General features: G+C 64.4%; 17 protein-coding genes and 2 tRNA genes. 8 read left to right on the top strand and 11 right to left on the bottom strand.

Annotation, left to right across the window (positions count from 1 at the left end; translation table 11 throughout):
* Positions 1 to 15: 15 nt before the first annotated feature.
* Positions 16 to 936 carry an HNH endonuclease gene (locus tag AC1DVR_RS08000; protein WP_478000026.1) on the top strand — a complete coding sequence of 307 codons (921 nt, stop codon included), beginning with the start codon at positions 16 to 18 and terminating at the stop codon, positions 934 to 936.
* 3 nt (positions 937 to 939) lie between these two features.
* Here the strand turns inward: AC1DVR_RS08000 and hisA are convergent, their stop codons facing one another.
* The 6 genes from hisA to AC1DVR_RS07970 form a co-directional block, all read right to left on the bottom strand.
* Positions 940 to 1,659 (bottom strand): 1-(5-phosphoribosyl)-5-[(5-phosphoribosylamino)methylideneamino]imidazole-4-carboxamide isomerase, encoded by a 720-nt coding sequence (gene hisA, locus AC1DVR_RS07995; RefSeq protein WP_478000025.1) that lies wholly within the window; start codon positions 1,657 to 1,659, stop codon positions 940 to 942.
* A gap of 100 nt (positions 1,660 to 1,759) precedes the next feature.
* Entirely contained in the window at positions 1,760 to 2,698 is a 939-nt protein-coding gene (locus tag AC1DVR_RS07990) for a glutaminase (protein WP_478000024.1), read from the bottom strand.
* Positions 2,695 to 3,345 (bottom strand): imidazole glycerol phosphate synthase subunit HisH, encoded by a 651-nt coding sequence (gene hisH / locus AC1DVR_RS07985; RefSeq protein ID WP_478000023.1) that lies wholly within the window; start codon positions 3,343 to 3,345, stop codon positions 2,695 to 2,697. Before hisH ends, AC1DVR_RS07990 begins: the two co-directional genes overlap by 4 nt.
* Positions 3,342 to 3,926: an imidazoleglycerol-phosphate dehydratase HisB gene (hisB, locus tag AC1DVR_RS07980; protein WP_478000022.1), complete on the bottom strand. Its 585-nt coding sequence runs from the start codon at positions 3,924 to 3,926 to the stop codon at positions 3,342 to 3,344. Before hisB ends, hisH begins: the two co-directional genes overlap by 4 nt.
* A gap of 373 nt (positions 3,927 to 4,299) precedes the next feature.
* The gene (gene rhaI, locus AC1DVR_RS07975) at positions 4,300 to 5,580 is read right to left on the bottom strand and encodes an L-rhamnose catabolism isomerase (protein WP_478000021.1); all 1,281 of its coding nucleotides are present in this window, start codon (positions 5,578 to 5,580) and stop codon (positions 4,300 to 4,302) included.
* Between the two features lie 3 nt (positions 5,581 to 5,583).
* Complete coding sequence (locus AC1DVR_RS07970) at positions 5,584 to 7,653, bottom strand: bifunctional rhamnulose-1-phosphate aldolase/short-chain dehydrogenase (protein ID WP_478000020.1); 2,070 nt, start codon at positions 7,651 to 7,653, stop codon at positions 5,584 to 5,586.
* Positions 7,654 to 7,785: 132 nt separating this feature from the next.
* Here AC1DVR_RS07970 and AC1DVR_RS07965 point away from each other — a divergent pair, with 132 nt between their 5' ends.
* The 6 genes from AC1DVR_RS07965 (at position 7,786) to rhaM (ending at position 13,537) form a co-directional block, all read left to right on the top strand.
* Positions 7,786 to 8,586 carry a DeoR/GlpR family DNA-binding transcription regulator gene (locus AC1DVR_RS07965; protein WP_478000019.1) on the top strand — a complete coding sequence of 267 codons (801 nt, stop codon included), beginning with the start codon at positions 7,786 to 7,788 and terminating at the stop codon, positions 8,584 to 8,586.
* A 31-nt stretch (positions 8,587 to 8,617) separates the two neighbouring features.
* Positions 8,618 to 9,661, top strand: a complete 1,044-nt coding sequence (locus AC1DVR_RS07960) for a substrate-binding domain-containing protein (RefSeq protein ID WP_478000018.1) — start codon at positions 8,618 to 8,620, stop codon at positions 9,659 to 9,661.
* 75 nt (positions 9,662 to 9,736) lie between these two features.
* Complete coding sequence (locus tag AC1DVR_RS07955) at positions 9,737 to 11,248, top strand: sugar ABC transporter ATP-binding protein (protein ID WP_478000017.1); 1,512 nt, start codon at positions 9,737 to 9,739, stop codon at positions 11,246 to 11,248.
* Complete coding sequence (locus tag AC1DVR_RS07950; protein WP_478000016.1) at positions 11,248 to 12,255, top strand: ABC transporter permease; 1,008 nt, start codon at positions 11,248 to 11,250, stop codon at positions 12,253 to 12,255. The genes AC1DVR_RS07955 and AC1DVR_RS07950 overlap by 1 nt, the downstream gene beginning before the upstream one ends.
* Positions 12,255 to 13,217, top strand: a complete 963-nt coding sequence (locus AC1DVR_RS07945) for an ABC transporter permease (RefSeq protein ID WP_478000015.1) — start codon at positions 12,255 to 12,257, stop codon at positions 13,215 to 13,217. The genes AC1DVR_RS07950 and AC1DVR_RS07945 overlap by 1 nt, the downstream gene beginning before the upstream one ends.
* Before the next feature lie 8 nt (positions 13,218 to 13,225).
* Positions 13,226 to 13,537: an L-rhamnose mutarotase gene (gene rhaM, locus AC1DVR_RS07940; protein WP_478000014.1), complete on the top strand. Its 312-nt coding sequence runs from the start codon at positions 13,226 to 13,228 to the stop codon at positions 13,535 to 13,537.
* A gap of 7 nt (positions 13,538 to 13,544) precedes the next feature.
* Here the strand turns inward: rhaM and AC1DVR_RS07935 are convergent, their stop codons facing one another.
* From AC1DVR_RS07935 to AC1DVR_RS07925, 3 genes are all read right to left on the bottom strand, one after another.
* Positions 13,545 to 14,897 (bottom strand): FGGY-family carbohydrate kinase, encoded by a 1,353-nt coding sequence (locus tag AC1DVR_RS07935; RefSeq protein ID WP_478000340.1) that lies wholly within the window; start codon positions 14,895 to 14,897, stop codon positions 13,545 to 13,547.
* 177 nt (positions 14,898 to 15,074) lie between these two features.
* A tRNA-Gly gene (locus AC1DVR_RS07930) sits at positions 15,075 to 15,149 on the bottom strand.
* Between the two features lie 299 nt (positions 15,150 to 15,448).
* Complete coding sequence (locus AC1DVR_RS07925; protein ID WP_478000013.1) at positions 15,449 to 15,829, bottom strand: pentapeptide repeat-containing protein; 381 nt, start codon at positions 15,827 to 15,829, stop codon at positions 15,449 to 15,451.
* A gap of 524 nt (positions 15,830 to 16,353) precedes the next feature.
* Here AC1DVR_RS07925 and AC1DVR_RS07920 point away from each other — a divergent pair.
* A complete protein-coding gene (locus AC1DVR_RS07920; RefSeq protein ID WP_478000012.1) occupies positions 16,354 to 17,325 on the top strand; it encodes an ABC transporter transmembrane domain-containing protein in 972 nt (323 codons plus the stop codon).
* Positions 17,326 to 17,424: 99 nt separating this feature from the next.
* On the opposite strand, the gene AC1DVR_RS07915 is transcribed toward AC1DVR_RS07920, so the two are convergent.
* Both AC1DVR_RS07915 and AC1DVR_RS07910 read right to left on the bottom strand, forming a co-directional pair.
* A tRNA-Gly gene (locus tag AC1DVR_RS07915) sits at positions 17,425 to 17,499 on the bottom strand.
* 197 nt (positions 17,500 to 17,696) lie between these two features.
* Positions 17,697 to 18,116 (bottom strand): transposase (locus AC1DVR_RS07910; protein ID WP_478000011.1); only part of this gene is annotated, 420 nt, incomplete at its 5' end.

Genomic DNA, 18,116 nt, shown 5'->3' with positions numbered 1-18,116 from the left:
TGGTTTCCTGGCCGCATGGGCAAGCTGATACTTCTGCACAAGGCCGGTTCGATCTACGACGACGAGCCTGATGTCGTTTATGATTTTCCGAAATCCTACCTCAAGGCGGTGTTGGAGGGCGTCGGGGATTGGGTGATCTACTATGAGCCGGTGAAGGCGGGGCCGCGCGGCTATTTCGCGGTGGCCAAGATTGACCGGGTGGAGCCGAAGCCGGGGGCTGCGGGCTGCTTTCTGGCGCAGATCGTGCCGGGCAGCTTTCTGCCCTTTGACCATGAAGTGCCGCGCCTGATCGCAGGGCGTCCGCTTGAGAGCGCCCTGGCGGCCGAGGATGGCAGCGCCAAGTCCGGCGGGGCGCAGCAACTGGCCGTGCGGCGCCTGCCGGACCGCGAGTTTGCCGCGATCGTCCAGCTGGGCCTGCCGCAGGATCTGGAGGCGCAGGAGGCCAGGCGCTACGATCCGCCGGGGCAACAGCTTGATGACCCCGTGGCGCCCTTCGAGCGGCCGGTGATCGAGCGGTTGCTGAGCCGCCCCTACCGGGACATTGCCTTTCGCCGCAAGGTGCGGCTGGCCTATGATTATCGCTGCGCGATCTCGGGCCTGCGGTTGCGCAATGGCGGCGGGCGCCCGGAGGTTCAGGCCGCCCATATCCGCCCGGTGGAGCGGCAGGGCAGCGACTCGGTCCGCAATGGGCTGGCTCTGTCGGGGACCCTGCACTGGATGTTCGACCGCGGCCTGATCTCGGTCGCGGAGGATTACACGATCCTGGTGTCGCGCAACAAGGTGCCGTCGGAGGTGGTGGATCGCCTGATCCTGCCGCAGGGCAAGCTGTCGCTGCCCCGCGATGCGCGCGACTGGCCGCACCCCGAGAACCTGAAATGGCACCGGGAGAACATCTTCGGCCAGATCATGAGCGATGAGCCGGCGCCCTGGGGCTGAGGCTCAGGCGGCCAGCACGGCGAGAGCGGCGCGCAGATCAATCGCCCCATCGTAAAGCGCCCGGCCCGAGATGGCCCCGGCGATGACTCCGGTGTCGCGCAGCGCCAGAAGGTCGTCCAGCCGCGAGACGCCGCCGGAAGCGATGACCGGGATGGCGACGGCGCGGGCCAGGGCCTCGGTTGCGGCGATATTGGGGCCGCCCATGGCGCCATCGCGGTCGATGTCGGTGTAGATGATTGCGGCGACACCGGCATCCTCGAAGGAGCGGGCGAGGTCGGTGGCCTGGATCGTGGTCTCGGTCGCCCAGCCCTTGGTTGCGACAAAGCCCTTGCGGGCGTCGATGCCGACGGCGACCTGGCCGGGGAAGGCTTTGGCGGCCTGGCGCACGAGGTCAGGGTTTTCCACCGCGACGGTGCCGAGGATGACACGGGCGAGGCCCTTCTTCAGCCACATCTCGATGGTGGCCATGTCGCGGATGCCGCCGCCGAGCTGGCAGGGGACGTTGACGGAGGCGAGGATTGCCGCGACCGCCGCAGCGTTCACCGGGGTTCCGGCGAAGGCGCCGTTCAGGTCCACCAGATGCAGCCATTCGCAACCCGCGGCCACGAAGGTCGCGGCCTGTGCCGAGGGATCATCGCCGAAAACGGTGGCGGCGGACATCTCGCCGCGCAGCAGGCGGACGCATTGGCCGTCCTTGAGGTCGATGGCGGGGTAGAGGATCATGGGTGCTCTCCTGCTTTGAGCGCGGGTTTAGGCGCAAGGCCGGGGCAGGGCAAGTGCGGTTTGGGGCGAGGGCCCCAGGAATGAACCTCAGGAATGGGCCTCAGAAATGGGCCTGGCCGAAGACCGACCAGCCGAGGCGGCGGACCAGCATCTCGATCGCCTTGGCGCCGAGCTTCGAATTGCCCTGGGCGCTCAGACCCGGCGACCAGACGGCGATCGAGGCGCGGCCGGGGGCCACGGCGAGGATGCCGCCGCCGACCCCGCTTTTGCCGGGCAGGCCGACGCGGTAGGCGAAGTCGCCCGAGGCGTCATAATGGCCGCAGGTCATCATCAGCGCGTTGATCCGGCGCACCCGGTCCAGCGAGACCAGCCGTGGCATGCCGGGGGCCGCCATCAGGAACCGGCCGGCGCGGGCCAGCTGGTCGCAGCTCATCTCGATGGCGCATTGGTGGAAATAGGTGCCAAGCGTCAGTTCGGGCGCATGGATCAGGTTGCCGGCGGCCTTCATGAAATGGGCCAGCGCGAAGTTACGGTGGCCGGTGGCGGCCTCGGACCTTGCCACGGCATCGTCAATGTGGATGTCGGGGTCGTCGGCGGCATCGCGGATGAAGCGCAGAAGGTCGCCCAGCACCTCGCGCGGCTGGTGGCCGGCGAGGATCGCATCGGTGACCACAATGGCACCGGCATTGATGAAGGGATTGCGCGGGCGGCCGTTGTCATGCTCGAGCTGGAGGATCGAGTTGAAGGCGAGGCCGGAGGGTTCGCGCCCGACCCGTGTCCAGAGCTGGTCGCCGGTGCGGCCGAGGGCGATGGCCAGGGTGAAGACTTTCGAGATGCTCTGGATCGAAAAGCCCACCGCGGCATCGCCGACGCTGAACTGCCGCCCATCGGCCAGCGCCACCGACATGCCGAAATGGCCGAGGTCGATGCGGGCCAGCTGAGGGATGTAGCTGGCGGGCTGGCCGCGGTCCGCTTCGGCCGCGATGTCGCGGGCGATATCGCCCAGGATGCTTTCGATATCCGGGCTCTCGGCGCTCATGGCGTCCAGGTCAGGAAGTTGCCGATCAGGCGCAGGCCGGCCTTCTGGCTTTTCTCGGGGTGAAACTGGGTGCCGATGATCGTGTCGCGGCCGACGATGGCCGTCACATCGCCGGCGTAATCGACATGGGCGAGACGCTGCGCCGGATCGGTGACGCGGAAATGGTAGGAATGGACGAAATAGGCGTGATCGCCGGTGGCGATGCCGTCGAGCACCGGATGGGTGCTGGCGCCGGGGTCAAGGATCAGGTCGTTCCAGCCCATATGCGGCACTTTCAGCGCCGGATCGGCGGGGGTGATGCGAACCACCTCGCCCGGAATCCAGCCAAAACCCGCGACATCCTCATATTCGCGGCCCCAGGAGGCCAGCATCTGCATGCCGACACAGATGCCGAGAAAGGGGCGGGCCTTGTGGGTGACGGCTTCTTCGATGGCCTCGAAAAGCCCGCCATAGCTGCCAAGCGCGCGGCGGCAGGCGGGAAATGCGCCGTCGCCGGGCAGCACGATCCGGTCGGCGCGGGCGACATCCTCGGGGCGCGAGGAAACGAGGATCTGCCCGCCGTTTACCTCAGCCGCCATCCGCTCGAAAGCCTTCTGCGCCGAATGCAGGTTGCCCGAGTCGTAATCAACCAGGACCGTCAGGCTCATAGCGCGCCCTTGGTCGAGGGCAGGGCGTCGTTCCTCGGGTCCTTCTCCACCGCCATCCGCAGGCTCTTGGCCAGAGCCTTGAAGGCGGCCTCGGCGATGTGGTGGGAGTTGAAGCCGTGGCGCTTGTCGATGTGGAGCGTGATGCCGCCATGGGTGGCCAGGGCCTGGAAGAACTCGCGCACCAGTTCGGTGTCGAAGGTGCCGATCTTCTGGGTCGGGAAGTCGAGGTTGCAGATCAGGTAAGGCCGCGCCGACAGATCCAGCGCGCATTCGATCTGCGCGTCGTCCATCGCGAGGACAAAGTGACCATAGCGGCGGATGCCTTTCTTGTCGCCGACGGCGCGAGCCAGCGCCTGGCCGAGGGCAATGCCCACATCTTCGACCGTGTGGTGGTCGTCGATATGCAGATCGCCTTTGGCGGCGACCTTGATGTCGATCAGCGAATGGCGGGCGAGCTGGTCCAGCATATGGTCGAAAAAGCCGACCCCGGTCGAGATTTCCGCAAGCCCGCTGCCATCAAGGTTGACCGAAACGGAGATCTCGGTCTCGGCGGTCTTGCGGGTGATACTGGCGTCACGCATCGGGGGCCTCCATCGCTGCCCCGGCCTTATAGGGGCTGGCGCGGCGCGGGGAAAGGGCCGGAATCGGCGCAAGCCCCGGACCGCGCGACGCCCCAAGCCCAGCGGAGCGGCTGCGCCGCAAGCCTTTCAGGTCGCCTGCGCGGCCAAGCCGCTTGTCTCCGCGGCGCTCCGCGCGGGGAGTATTTGGACAGAGTGCAAAGGCGGCGTGTCGCGAGTATCCACCCCGATCCGAGCCCCTTCAATCCTTTGCTCTCTGTCCAAATACTCCCGCCGGAGGCGCGGCTTTGCCAACAGGCGGACCGGGTGGGACATCCTCCGCCCACCTTCCGGAACGCCATGACGTTCTTCTGATTTTTCGCAGAAAAATCGGGGCCTAGACGATGCCAGACGAAGATCCCTGCACGGCGGGGCGTTCTTTCGCCTTTTCGGCCCGGTAGCCGCTGGCGCGGTAGGTGGCGATCGGGTCGAGGGCACCGCCTTGCCTTGCGCGGGCTTCGGCGAGGATCGGGGAGACGTCGGTCAGGTAGGCGGCCTTCAGCATCCGGTGCGCGGCCAGGACGTCATTGCCCTCTTGCGCCGCGGCCAGGGCCTTGCGGTCGACAAGGCTCGCCTGGACATAGGCGCGGGCGATCTCTATGGCCGAGGACATCAGGCTTTCGATCGGGTCGGTCACATTGTGGCTCTGGTCGATCATATAGGCGAGCTTCTGGCCCTTGGGTTCGGCATCCACCAGCTCGTTGAAGACGAGAAACAGGCGGAAAGGGTCGACCGAACCGGCATCCAGATCGTCATCGCCATATTTCGAATCGTTGAAGTGGAAACCGGCCAGCTTGCCGACATGGATCAGCCGCGCCACGATCTGTTCGATATTGGTGTTGGGCGCGTGGTGGCCCAGATCGACGAGGCACTTGGCCTGCGGACCCAGCGTCTGCGCCGCGATCAGCGAGGAACCCCAGTCGGAGATCACCGTGGAATAGAAGGCCGGCTCGTACATCTTGTGTTCGATGTAAAGCGTCCAGTCCTTCGGCAGGCTGGCATAGATCTTGCCCATCGCGTCGAGATAATTCTCGAACATCCGGCCCATGTTCTGCTGGCCGGGGAAGTTGGTGCCGTCGCCGATCCAGACCGTCAGGGCGGTGGAGCCGAGAGCGCGGCCGATCTCGATACATTCGAGGTTATGCTCGACGGCCTGCTGGCGGGTCATCGGGCTGGCATTGGCCAGCGAGCCGAACTTGTAGCTTTGCGCCTGGCCGACCTGATCCTGAAAGGTGTTGGAGTTCATCGCATCGAAGCCGAGGCCATATTGCGCGGCCTCCTGGCGCAAGGCGTTGTAATCGCTCACCTTGTCCCAGGGGATATGGGGGGAGACGGTGCGGGTGCCGCGGGTCAGGGCCTGGATCACGCCGCAATCGGCCAGCTTGTCGTGGATGTTGCGTGGCTCGCCCGCGCCGGGGAACCGGGCGAACCGGGTGCCGCCGGTGCCGACGCCCCAGGTCGGGATCGCAACCGACCAGTCGATCGCGCGCTGGGTCAGGGTCTCGATATCCACTCCCCGGCGGGCGAGTTGCCGGCCGAGGGCGGCGTAGTCTTCGGCCTGGGCCTCGGCAGCTTCATGGTTCAGCGTGCCGATCAGGTCGGTTGAAATCTCGGTCATCGCTTACCTCGTGAAGGACACGGCATTGCCCGCGTCGATGTTCAGGAAATTGCCGGTGCTCTTGTTCGAGATGTCACTCGCAAAGAAATAGACTCCTTCTGCGATATCCTCGGGGAAGACCGAGCGCAGGAGCAGGCTGCGTTTGCGGTAATGCTCCTCCAGTTCATCCACGGCGATCTTGTTGGAGGCAGCGCGTTGCTGGCTCCATTCGCCTTTCCAGATCTTCGAGCCGCGCAGCACGGCATCGGGGTTCACCACGTTGACGCGGATACCCATCGGCGCCCCTTCCAGCGCCATGCAGCGGGCGAGGTGGATTTCCGCCGCCTTGGCGGTGCAATAGGCCGATGCGCCGGGCGAGGCGGCGACGCCGTTCTTGGACGAGATGAAGACCATCGAGCCGCCGATTCCTTGCGCTTTCAGCACCCGGTACCCCTCGCGCCCGACGAGGAAATAGCCGGTGGACAGGATGTCCATCGTCTTGTTCCACATGGCCAGGGTCGTGTCCTCTACCGGGGCGGCGGTGGTGATGCCGGCGTTGTTGACCAGAACATCCAGCCCGCCGAACTCCGCCACGGTGTATTCCACGGCCTTGATGACCTGGTCTTCCTGCGTCACGTTCATCAGAACGCCGCGCACCATGTCGCGGCCGTAGCGCTTGGAGAAACCGGCCACGACTTCATCCAGTGCCGTCTGGTCGATGTCGGCCAGAACCACGTTGCAGCCTTCGCGCAGCAGACGCTCGGCGGAAGCCGAACCGATGCCGCCAGCACCACCGGTGATGAAGGCCACGCGGCCCTGCATCGACTTCGGTTTCGGCATCCGCTGCAGCTTGGCCTCTTCAAGCAGCCAGTATTCGATGTTGAAGGCTTCCTGTTCGTCCAGTCCCTGGTATTCCGACACACCGGAGGCCCCGCGCATCACGTTGATCGCGTTGACGTAGAACTCGGCCGAGATGCGGGCGGTCGCCTTGTCCTTGGCGAAAGACAGCATGCCGACGCCGGGGATCAGGTAGATCACGGCATTGGGGTCGCGCATCGCCGGCGAGTTCGCGTGCTTGCAACGCTCGTAATAGGCGGCATAGTCGGCGCGGTAGCTGGCGATCAGGGCGTCAAGCGTGGCCGCATCGGCATCTGCGGGCACGATCAGCGGTTTGATCTTGGTGCGCAGGAAGTGGTCGGGACAGGAGGTGCCCAAGGGTGCGAGGGATTCCAGGGCGTTGGAATTGACGAACTCCAGCACTTCCGGCGCGTCGGTGAAATGGCCGGCCTTCATCTCGGATTTGGAGATCCGGCCGCGGATCAGCGGCATCAGGCGGCGGGCGACGTCCTTGCGGGCGTCAGCAGTCAGGGCCGGGGTCTTTTCCCCGCCGAAGACTGGCTTTTTCACATTTGCGTCCAGCCAGACGGCGGCCTTGTTGATGATGCGGAGCGTCTGTTCGTAGCAGTCTTTCGCAGTCGGCCCCCAGGTGAAAAGCCCGTGGCTGCCGAGCACCAGACCCACCATCTTGGGGTTCTCCTCGGCCATCTTGCCGAGCTTGATGCCAAGGTCGATGCCGGGGCGCTGCCAAGGCAGGTAGCCGATCTCGTCGCCGAAAATCTCTGCCGTCAGGCGCACTTGGTCCTTCGAGGCCGCAATCGCGATCACCGCGTCGGAGTGGACGTGATCGACATGGGTGTGCGGCACAAAGCCATGCAGCCAGGTGTCGATCGAGGGCGCGCGCGGGTTGAGGTTGAAGATCGTGTGGCCCAAAGCCTCCACCATCGCATCCTCCTGATCGAGGCTTTTGTACTGGGCGCGCAGCTGGAAGAGCTTGTCCATATAAAGGGTCGAAAACCCGTCCAGCTTCATGCTGCCGATGTCGCCGCCCGAACCCTTGACCCAGAGCACGGTCACATCCGCGCCGGTCAGCGGGTCTTTTGCCGCGACCTTGGCGGAGGTATTGCCCCCGCCAAAATTGGTGATCCTCAGGTCCGAGCCCAGCAGGTTCGACCGGTACAGGAGTTTGCCCGGCTCATCGAGCGGGGCGGCGATGGCATCGTCCCAGAGGGACTTGAGGAGGAGATTTTGGGTCATGGCAGCGAAGCTAGGGCGAGAATCGCTCATGGTCAATCATTTTACTGCATACTGCGTCGCAGAAAACTTACTGCAATGCAGCATTGCGATTGGTTGTTGACGGATATGAGCGATTCTGACTAGCTTGACGTCATGCATGAACGTGAAAGATGGCAACTTATCCTGACAAGGCTGCGTGAACGCGGCATCGTTCGTGTGAACGATCTCGCCGCGCTGACCGGAGCTTCTGTCGCAACGCTGCGCCGCGATCTGGCGCGGCTGGAAGACTCGGGCCAATTGCGCCGGGTCCATGGCGGGGCGGAAACCGCAGAGGTATCCGGGCAGGGTGACCTGACGGCGGCCTCTTTCGGGGTCAGCCAGACCACCAATGCCGAGGCCAAGCGCGCCGTGGCGCGCAAGGCGGCAAGCCTGTGCGCAGATGGCGATTCGATCATCCTCAACGCCGGGTCGACCACCTGGTTCATGGCGCAATGCCTGCGCCAGCACCGGATGCAAGTGCTGACCAACTCTTTCCCGATTGCGCAGGAGCTGATTGCCAACTCCGGCAACCGGGTCGTGCTGCCGGGGGGTGAATTGTACCGCGAGCCGGGGATCATCCTGTCGCCCTTTGAAGAAGATGCGATCCAGCACTTCGCGGCGGGCAAGATGTTCATGTCCTGCTACGCGATCACGCCGATGGGCGTGATCGAAAGCGATCCTTTGATCGCACGGGCCGAGGCCAAGCTGCTCAGCCGGGCCGAAAAGCTGATCGTAATCGCGGACAGTTCGAAATTCGAGGCGCGGGGCAACATGGTTGTCTGCCCCTTGAGCCGGGTGTCGACGGTAGTGACCGATCCGGGCGCGCCGCAGGCGATGATAGATCATCTTCGGTCGGTGGGGGTGGAGGTCCTCATCGCCGAAGCAGAAGCGGAGACCAACCTTTCGGCCGCATGAGCCGGAAGTGAAACCAAGAGGGAGGAACGTTATGAAGATGAACAAGCTTGGGCTTGCGATCTCGCTGGCGGCGGGGCTGATGGGCTCCACCGTGATGGCCGATGTGATCGAGGCCAAACCGGGCCAGGCCGCCAATATGGTCCTGCTGCCGAAATTCCTGGGCATCCTGCCCTTCGATCAGGCCAACCGTGGCGCGCAAGAAGCCGCCAAAGAGCTCGGCAATACCGGAGAGCTGCAGTACATCGGCCCGACCGCCGAGAACTCGGCTGCTGGCCAGATCGAGATGCTGACCACCGCCACCACCCAGAAACAGGCCGTGGTGATGCTGTCGAACGGCGCTGGCGACCAGATCGCGCCGACCGCCGAGGCCGCACAGGCCGCGGGCACCAAGGTCGTCACCTGGGACAGCCCGATCCCTTCGGGCAAGGGCGAAAGCGTCTTCGTGGCGCAGGTCGACTTCGGCTCGATCGGCACCGTGATGGCCGACATGGTCTATGACGAGGCAGGTGGTGCGGGCGAGTTTGCCATCCTGTCGGCCTCGCCTGATGCGGCCAACCAGAACGCCTGGATTGATGCCATGAAGAAGGTCCTGGCTACCGACGCCAAGTACAAGGATCTGAAGCTGGATGACGTCGTCTATGGCAACGACCAGTCCGAGGAATCCTACAACCGCGCCCTGGGCCTGGTCGACAAATATCCGAACCTGAAGGTGATCATGGCGCCGACCACGGTGGGCATTGTCGCCGCCGCCAAGGCGATGCAGGACGAAAAGCTTTGCGACAAGGTCAAGGTCTCGGGCCTCGGTCTGCCGGCGGAGATGGTCAGCTACACGATGAACGGCTGCGCGCCGGAATTCGCGCTGTGGAGCTTTGTCGACCTTGGCTATCTGACCTATTACACCAGCTACATGCTCGCCACCGGGTCGCTGAAGGGCGAAGTGGGGGAAGAGTTCAAGGCCGGCCGGATGGGCAACTTCAAGATCGAAGCCGATGCCAGCCGCGCCGGTGCCAAGCGCATCCTGATGGGGCCCTTCACGGTCTACAACAAGGACAACGTCGAAGCCGCCGCGAAGTAAGCGCGACACTTCAATGCCTTTGCAGGGCCGCCCCGGTGGCGGCCCTGTCTGCTCTTGCATCCTGGAATCCCCGCCGTGACCCAAGCCGCCATCCTTGACCTGCGCAGCGTTTGCAAAAGCTTTGCCGCCACCCAGGCGCTGAAGGACATGAACCTGGCCATCCAGCCCGGCGAGATCCATGCCATCGTGGGGGAGAATGGCGCGGGCAAATCCACCCTGATCAAGATCATGACCGGGGTGCACCAGCCCGACAGCGGCACGATCCAGGTGAATGGCCAACCCGTCATCCTGCGCACGACGCAAGAGGCGCAGAGTCATGGCATCGCCGCCATCTATCAGGAACCCATGGTGTTTCCCGACCTCGACGTGGCCGAGAATATTTTCATCTCGAACCGCGCCGAGGGCGCTTTCATGAACTGGAAGCGCATCTATGCCGCGGCGGAACGGCTCGTGGCGCAGCTTGGCGTCACGCTGGACGTGCACCGGGCGGCCTCGGGCCTCACCTTGGCCGAACAGCAGACGGTCGAAATTGCTCGCGCACTTTCGCTCAACGTCAAGGTTCTCATCATGGACGAACCCACCGCCAGCCTTTCGGCGCATGAGGTGGCGCGGCTGTTGAACATCGCCCGCGCCTTGAAGGCCAAGGGGGTGGCGGTGATCTATATCTCGCACCGACTGGACGAGATTTTCGAGATCGCCGACCGCGTGACCGTGATCCGCGACGGCCAGCACATCTCGACTAAACCCTTGGCCGAAGTGACAACCGACAGCATGGTCAAGGACATGGTCGGCCGCGCCATCGACACCTTTGCGCTCAAGACCGAGGCCAACCCGCATGGGGCTTCCGTCCTGCGGCTGGAAAATCTGGGCCGTGCGGGTGTGTTTCGCGGTATCAATTTCGACCTCAGCGCCGGGGAGGTCCTGTGCTTTGCCGGTCTTGTGGGTGCCCGGCGGACCGATGTGGCGCTGGCGCTCTTCGGCATCGCCCCCGCCACCGAAGGCCGCATCCTGATCGACGGGGCTGAAGTCACCATCCGCACTCCAGCGGAGGCGATGGCGCGCAAGATCGCCTATGTCTCGGAAGACCGCCGCAAGCTGGGCCTCGCGATGAGCCTGCCGATCTTTGCCAATATCTCGCTCGCCAGCCTGAAGAACCTTCTGGGCCTCTTCGGCCTGATTGATCGGAAGGCCGAAATGGCCCTGGCCGAGGGCTACCGCAAGCAGCTGGCGATCAAGTCGCCGGGCGTGCGGATCGAGGTCGGCAAGCTGTCGGGCGGCAATCAGCAAAAGGTCATGCTGGCCAAATGGCTGGAGACCAAGCCCCGCATCCTGATCTTTGACGAGCCGACCCGCGGCGTCGATGTGGGTGCGAAGGCCGAGGTGCACAACATCATCCGGCAGCTGGCGAAGGAGGGGGTGGCGGTCGTGGTGATCTCCTCCGATCTGCCCGAGGTTCTGGCTTTGGCCGACCGGGTTCTGGTGATGCGGGAAGGAAAACAGGTGGGGATTCTGGATATTGCCGAGGCGAGCCAGGAAAGGGTGATCACCCTTGCCGCCGGCCATGACGCTGTGGCGGGGGCGGCGTGATGGGGGCTTTTGGCAAAATCCACCCGCAACACCTGCGGCTGATCGCTTTGGGCATCGCCCTTCTGGCCACGGTGGCCTTCTTTGCCACGCAGATCGACGGGTACCTTTCGGTGCGGATGTTCACCCGGATCTCGACCTCGGCGGCGGTGATCCTGCCGATCGCGGTGGGACAGGCCATCGTGGTGATGACGCGCAACATCGACCTGTCGATCGGCTCCACCGTCGGCGTGGTGGCCTATGTCACTGGCGCCTTTCTGGCGGGCCATGGCGATATGAGCCCGATCATGGTGGCCGTCCTCGCCATGGGGATCGGGGCTGGGATGGGGGCGATCAACGGGGTGCTGGTGGCCTGGGGGCGGGTGCCCTCGATCATCGTCACGCTGGGGACGCTGGCTTTGTACCGGAGTTTCCTTGTCCAATACTCCGACGCGCGGACCATCACGACGGCGAGCTTGCCGCAATGGCTGGTCGATCTGCCGCAGGCCAATGCCTTCTCGATCTTCGGGCTTGAGGTGCGGGTGACGGTGGTCATGGCGGTGGCGGCTGCCATTGCGATGGGGCTGGCGCTGACGCGGCTGCGCGCAGCGCGCCGGTTCTATGCCGTGGGGTCGAACCCCGATGCGGCGGTGATGGCCGGGATCAATGCGGGCGCGGTGGTCTTTACCGCCTTCGTGCTGTCGGGCGCTTTGGCGGGGCTTTCGGGTCTGATCTTCCTTGCGAAGTTCGGCAACATCACCGTGGTCGCGGGCTTGGGCTTTGAACTGAAAGCGGTGGCGGCGGTCGTGGTCGGCGGGGTTTCCATCCTTGGCGGTTCGGGCAGCATGATCGGCGTCGTGATCGGCTGCGTGCTGGTCGACACCATCGACAACTCGCTGACCCGCTGGGCCGTGGTGTCGGAATTCTGGCGCGACGCGCTTCTGGGGATGCTGATCATGGCGGCGGTGACGGTCGATACCTTCATGTCGCGCTCGCTGAGCCGGCTTGGCGCCAAGAAGGGAGCCTTGTGATGGAGCGGACCTTGCGGTTTCTCAAAAGCTGGGAGGGGATGCTCTTGATCCTGTTCCTGATCACCTTCGCGGGCAATGCCCTGCTGGCGCCGTCCTTCCTGACCCTGCGCAACCAGATCAACCTGTTCCAGCTGTCGATCGAGAAGATCATCGTGGCGCTGGTGATGACGCTGATCATCATCAATGCCGAGATCGACCTCTCCGTCGCCTCGGTCATGGGGCTTTCGGCCTGCGCCTTCGGCTATATGTTCACCCATGGCGTGCCGATCGGCTTTGCCGTGGTGATCTGCCTTGGCATCGGGCTGGTGGCCGGGTTGATCAACGCCTTCCTGATCGCAAGGGTCGGCATCCCCTCGTTGGTGGTGACCCTGGCCATGCTGATCGGCATTCGCGGCTTTGCCCGGGTGCTGGCCAAGGACCAGAGCATGGGCGACTTTCCCGAGTGGTTCGACGGTCTTGGAGCACAGGGTCTGATCGGGCCGGTGCCGCTGTCCTTGATGATCTTCGTCGTGCTTTTGTTGGGGTTGGGCATCCTCTTGCACCGCACCGGATTTGGCCGGGCGGTGGTGGTGATCGGCACCAATGCCGAGGTGGCGCGGTTTTCCGGCCTTGATGTGGCGCGGGTCAAGACGACGCTGTTCCTGATGTCGGGCTTTGTCGCGGCCCTCGCGGGGCTGCTTTACGCCGGGCGGCTCGGATCGGTGCGCGGCGATGCGGCCTCGGGGTTCGAGTTGGACATCATCACCATGGTCCTGCTCGGTGGGGTCAGCATCTTTGGCGGCAAGGGCTCGATGCCCGGGGTGTTCCTGTCGATCCTGATCATCCTGAATCTGAGGAACGGCATGGCGCTGACCAACATCACCGGCCATCTGCAGACCGGGGTGATCGGCATCCTCCTGATCGCCTCGGTCCTGATCCCCAACCTTGCGGCCGATTTCCGCACCCGCCGCAGCCGCGTGTAGGAGGTCCGATGCGCCACGCCTTCAAGATGTTCCTCAACCCCGGGCAGGAGGCAGAATATATCCGCCGCCATGACGCGATCTGGCCCGAACTGGTGGCGCTTCTCCGTGAAGCGGGGGTTCGCAACTACGCCATCCACCTCGACCGCGAGACGGGCACCCTCTTCGCCACGCTGGAGCGGGACGCGGGTCACCGCATGGCCGACCTGCCCAAACACCCGGTGATGCAGCGCTGGTGGGCGCATATGGGTGATATCATGCGGACCAACCCCGATGGCTCGCCCGTCGCCGTCGATCTGGTCGAGACGTTTTTCATGGCGTGAGGCGGCCTTAGCCTGGCCGAGCCTGCCACAAGGCCGCGACTTTGGCGCGCCAGGCCTGCGCGTAGGGCACCAGGGTCGGGTCGGGCATGACCGGCTCCGCTTTCGCCCGCTCGACCAGAACCGGACCCGCCAAAAGCGCCGCCCCCAGACCCGTGCCGGCAGATTGACCCGAGGCGATCACCGGGCGGCCCGTGGCACTCGCCAGCATGAGGGCAAAGTCCGGGTTGCCGCCGAAGGGCCCTTCGACATGGATCGGTCCCTCGGCCCCGATCAACTCCAGACAGGCCGCACCCATCAGGGCGGTGTAATAGCTCGCGGCGAGGACGCGCTGGCCATCCGTCGCAGGCGTGTCCGTCCAGCGCAGGGGCAGGCCGGGGAAGGGGCCGGTATCGGGGTGGAGGGAGGGCAGGATCATCAGCCCGGCCAGAACCGCCTGCCGGTCCTGCGGCGAGGGTTCGACCACGCGCCCCTCGGTCAGCATGTCGAACTCGCGCCCGCCCATGTAGCGCGCGGTGGGGGTAGGGCCGCCCTTGGCATTGACGTTGACCAGCACATCGCGCTGCGGGTCGAGCGCGACCTGCGGCCCGCCGACCGCAAGGCTGATCATCCAGGTCCCGGTCGAGATCACCGAAAAGGCTGCGTCCTCGGCCAGATAGGGCAGAAGCGAGGCGTTGGAATCATGGATGCCCGACAGAACCGGCGTGCCTTCGGCGAGGCCCAGTTTCTGCGCAAGGTCGGGGCGCAGGGCAAAGCGGGCGGCGGCGGGCGCAACCTTGGGGAACAGCGCCTGCCAGCCCATCCGGCTGACAAGGCTGGAAAATCGCCCCGCCCAAGGGTTCCACAGATCGGTATGGCAGCCAAGCGAGGTCACCTCGCTCGCCGCCACCCCGGTCAGGCGCATCGCCCAATATTGCGGATAGGTCAGGATGTGGCGGACCCTGGCAAAATCCTGCGGAAAGCTCTGCGCTTGCCAGTAAAGCTGCGCCCCGACGTTCAGCCCGCCGGGCAGACGCGGAGAGCCGGTTTCGGCAAAATCCGGGCGCAGGGTATCGTATTCCGGCAAGCTGTCCGGCCCGGCAAATTCATAGTCGAGGATCGGCAGCACCAGATCCCCCGCCGCATCAACCAAGGCGGCCGAAGCGCCATGCGTGGTGATCGAAATCGCATCGACCGGGCCTTCAGCGGCCAGCTTCTGCAGGCCGGATTGCAGGAAATCCCACAAGGCATCCGTGTCGAAATGCGGATAGGGCGGGGTGGTCAGAACCCGGTTCGGCATCTTGAAAACCCTGGCCTCCCGCCCGGTGGCAAGGTCGATCAGAAGCAGCTTGGCATTGGTCTTGCCAATGTCGATCACGGCCACATGCTGCAAGAGATCCTCCCCGAAATCCGCCTGCAAAGCCTAGCCGATTTGCGATGAAATCCCAAGGAAAACAAAGGCTCGGGCCGAGATCTTTCACCGATTTCCGGAGGGTGGGGGAGAGGGTATCTGCGGGCCTCGCCAAAGCAAAAGGCCAGCCTTGCGGCTGGCCTTTTTGACTGGAGCGGGCGAAGGGATTCGAACCCTCGACCCTAACCTTGGCAAGGTTATGCTCTACCCCTGAGCTACGCCCGCACTCCGTGGCGGTGTACTAGCGCGTGTCGCAGGCAGGGGCAAGCGGGTTTGTGCAGGGAATTTGCGCGTGGGCGGAGATTTTGGGGAAACCGGAATGGCCGGTGGCCGAGCCGCGAGGAGAAAGGCTCTTGGACAGGCCGCTCGACGGGTTTTGACACGGCAGTTCGCGCCATGCCCTCGGGCGGACAACGGCCAGGATGCCTGGCTCTCGCCAGACCCGCCTATCACGCAAGACATCAGCGCTTCGGCACGAAGGTCGGCGCGGCGGATGCAGCAGCGGTTCCGCCCCGCTCCCCCCGTCAGGCTTGCGCTCGCTCATAGGCCGCGAACAGATCGCTTACCAGAACGCCATTGATCCTCATGCCGGTCAGATCAACGTCCTCGATCTCCGAATGCGACAGGGTGGCGCCACGAATCTTCGATCCGGACAGGTTGGCATTCGTGATGGTGACACCAGACAGGTTCACATTGTCAAAGCGCGCCTCTGCAAGATTGACATCGTCAAAACGGGCTGCCGCCAGGTTGGTATCGGTGAAGGTCGTTGATGTCATCACAGCGAAAAATCGGGCGCCCTGCAGGTTCGCACCGTCAAAGAAGGTGCCCGACATATCGGCCCGCTGAAAATGGCCGCCCTGCATTTGGGCGCCGTCAAAGGGCGTGCTCGTTTCGTTTTCGGTCATCGCAATTTCCTTTTGGGAACCATACCGTGAACGGCCAATTAGCCCGATCGAAGGTCGCACGAGGGCTCTGCCTTGGCAATATGCCGACCGGGGCCGGCTCCTTCCGTTGGACCGCCCGCTTTGGAAACTGCACGCATGATAGCAGGTTGATCATGTCTCACGGGAAGCCCCGGTCCAAAGCAAGGGCGCCAATACGCGGCCGCATCACAAAAGCAAAGGGCGCCGTGCTGATCCAGCAAGGCGCCTTTTGACTTTCGACTGGACCGGGCGAAGGTAATCCAACCCTCGTCTTGGCAAGGTCATGCTCGCCCCCTGAGCTACGCCCGCACTCCGTGGCGATGTACGCGCGCGTGTCGCAGGCGGGTTCGTGACGGGATTTTGCGACAGGGATGAAATTTCGGGAAGGAACCCGGCGCGGCATCGCCTGTTGCCGGAAAGGGCCGGGACCCCTTCGCAACCTTGGCGGACCACTTGCAGTTCCTCTCGCGGGGAATAAGCATGGAGACCGCAACCCATGGACATGAATGCAATTGTCGACACGCTTGCCCCTGACGCCGGTGCCCTCGCTGCAGATCCCGCTTTATGCTTTCGTGTGGCGGACGACCAGACGGCTGCAGATCCGGATCTGCGGCCTCACGGCGCTGTTGTCGCCGCTCGCCCTGGTGCCGCTGGAACTGCAGCGCCGCATCATCGACGATGTGACCGTGGCGCGCGATGTCCCCTTGCTGGTCGCGCTGGGTCTGGCCTATCTGGCCGCGACCATTGTGCTGGGGGCGTTGAAATATGCGCTCAACATCCAGCGCGGCAAGGCGCTGGAGACTGCGGCGCGCGACCTCAGGCGGCGCATCCTCCTGCGGGTCAACGCGCCGAGCCAGCGGGCCGAGGGCGCCACACCGGAGATTGATGCGGGGAAGGTCGTCTCCATGCTGGCCTCGGAAAGCGAGGATGTCGCGGGCTTTGCGGCCGATGCTTTCTCGCTGCCCTTGCTGCAGGGGGGGACGATCCTCTTCGTGCTTGGCTATCTGATCTGGCTGAACCCGATCATCGCGGTGCTTGCGCTTGTCATTTACTTTCCGCAGGCGGTGATCGTGCCGAAGACGCAGAAGATCATCAACCGCTGGACGGTGATCGTCAGGCGTTCTCTGCGCCATCTGGGGCTGCTCGCGGTGCAATTCACGCCGCGCGGAGCGGTGGATGCGCAGCGCCCGCCCGGCAGCGACCTGATCGACCGCGTCTACGGCGTGCGCATCAAGATATACCTGCGCAAGTACCTGCTGACCGCGCTCGGCAACTTTCTCGATGCGCTGGGGCCCCTTGTGGTGCTTGTGATCGGGGGCTGGCTGGTGATCGGCGGCAAGACCGAGGTCAGCACGCTGTTCGTGTTCATTTCCGGTTTCCAGAGGGTATCCGACCCCTGGGACCAGATCGTCACCTTCTACCGGACGATTTCCAACACCGAGGTCCTGTACCGGATGATCGGCGACACGATCGAATAGGGTGACCGCCCTGGAACCGCGCCACATATCCATATTCTGGAAACTGGCCGCCGCGGGCCTCGGCTCGCATCACCCCTTGGGCGAATTAGAGCTTTCGACTGGAGCGGGCGAAGGGATTCGAACCCTCGACCCTAACCTTGGCAAGGTTATGCTCTACCCCTGAGCTACGCCCGCACTCCGTCGATGGCGCGGATTTAGGGGAGAGGCCGCGGCGCCGCAAGAGGAAAAGCGCAGGCCCGGCGCGATTTTGTGGATTTTCTGACGAGGCCCGGAACGCCGGCGCTCTTGCCGGGGGCAGGGCGCCTTGGCCGATCCGAGAAGCGCCCGCCCGAGGTGCACCATGCGCAAGGCCGGTTGGTAGCAACTGTCTTTCAGGCTTTGGTTTGGTTGTAGTCTTTGCCTGTTTTGACCATTGCGTTGAGAATTGTCAGGAGTTTTCTTGCGCAGGCGATGATGGCGACTTTTGTCGGTTTTCCGGCGGCGGCGAGTCGTGCTCTGAAGGCTTTGATGTTCGGATCGTGGCGTGAGGCGATGAAGCCTGCCAGATAGAGGCTGCGTCTGATCACGGGCCGCCCGCCCCAGATGCGGCGTTTGCCGCGCAGGGTGCCTGAATCGCGGGCGTGGGGTGCCATCCCGGCCAGGGCCGCGATGCGCCGGTGATCGAGCTGTCCAAGCTCTGGCAGGCGGGCGAGGATCACGGCGGCCAGTACAGGTCCGATCCCGGGGGCCGATCGCAAACGGCGGCTGGCGCTGGCCAGGGCGTCCCGGCTTTCGATCAGGGCGGCGATTGC

Source organism: Rhodobacter sp. P2_H5 (assembly GCF_056403335.1).
This window is presented reverse-complemented; position numbering and strand designations above follow the sequence as displayed.

Excerpts from the sequence above, each read along its gene's own strand:
- AC1DVR_RS07970 (WP_478000020.1), bottom strand. The coding sequence starts at position 7,653 with ATGACCCAAAATCTCCTCCTCAAGTCCCTCTGGGACGATGCCATCGCC.
- AC1DVR_RS07965 (WP_478000019.1), top strand. The coding sequence starts at position 7,786 with ATGCATGAACGTGAAAGATGGCAACTTATCCTGACAAGGCTGCGTGAA.
- AC1DVR_RS08000 (WP_478000026.1), top strand. The coding sequence starts at position 16 with ATGGGCAAGCTGATACTTCTGCACAAGGCCGGTTCGATCTACGACGAC.
- AC1DVR_RS07925 (WP_478000013.1), bottom strand. The coding sequence starts at position 15,829 with ATGACCGAAAACGAAACGAGCACGCCCTTTGACGGCGCCCAAATGCAG.
- hisH (WP_478000023.1), bottom strand. The coding sequence starts at position 3,345 with ATGAGCCTGACGGTCCTGGTTGATTACGACTCGGGCAACCTGCATTCG.
- AC1DVR_RS07990 (WP_478000024.1), bottom strand. The coding sequence starts at position 2,698 with ATGAGCGCCGAGAGCCCGGATATCGAAAGCATCCTGGGCGATATCGCC.
- AC1DVR_RS07920 (WP_478000012.1), top strand. The coding sequence starts at position 16,354 with ATGCAATTGTCGACACGCTTGCCCCTGACGCCGGTGCCCTCGCTGCAG.
- hisB (WP_478000022.1), bottom strand. The coding sequence starts at position 3,926 with ATGCGTGACGCCAGTATCACCCGCAAGACCGCCGAGACCGAGATCTCC.
- rhaI (WP_478000021.1), bottom strand. The coding sequence starts at position 5,580 with ATGACCGAGATTTCAACCGACCTGATCGGCACGCTGAACCATGAAGCT.
- AC1DVR_RS07960 (WP_478000018.1), top strand. The coding sequence starts at position 8,618 with ATGAAGATGAACAAGCTTGGGCTTGCGATCTCGCTGGCGGCGGGGCTG.
- AC1DVR_RS07950 (WP_478000016.1), top strand. The coding sequence starts at position 11,248 with ATGGGGGCTTTTGGCAAAATCCACCCGCAACACCTGCGGCTGATCGCT.
- hisA (WP_478000025.1), bottom strand. The coding sequence starts at position 1,659 with ATGATCCTCTACCCCGCCATCGACCTCAAGGACGGCCAATGCGTCCGC.
- rhaM (WP_478000014.1), top strand. The coding sequence starts at position 13,226 with ATGCGCCACGCCTTCAAGATGTTCCTCAACCCCGGGCAGGAGGCAGAA.
- AC1DVR_RS07945 (WP_478000015.1), top strand. The coding sequence starts at position 12,255 with ATGGAGCGGACCTTGCGGTTTCTCAAAAGCTGGGAGGGGATGCTCTTG.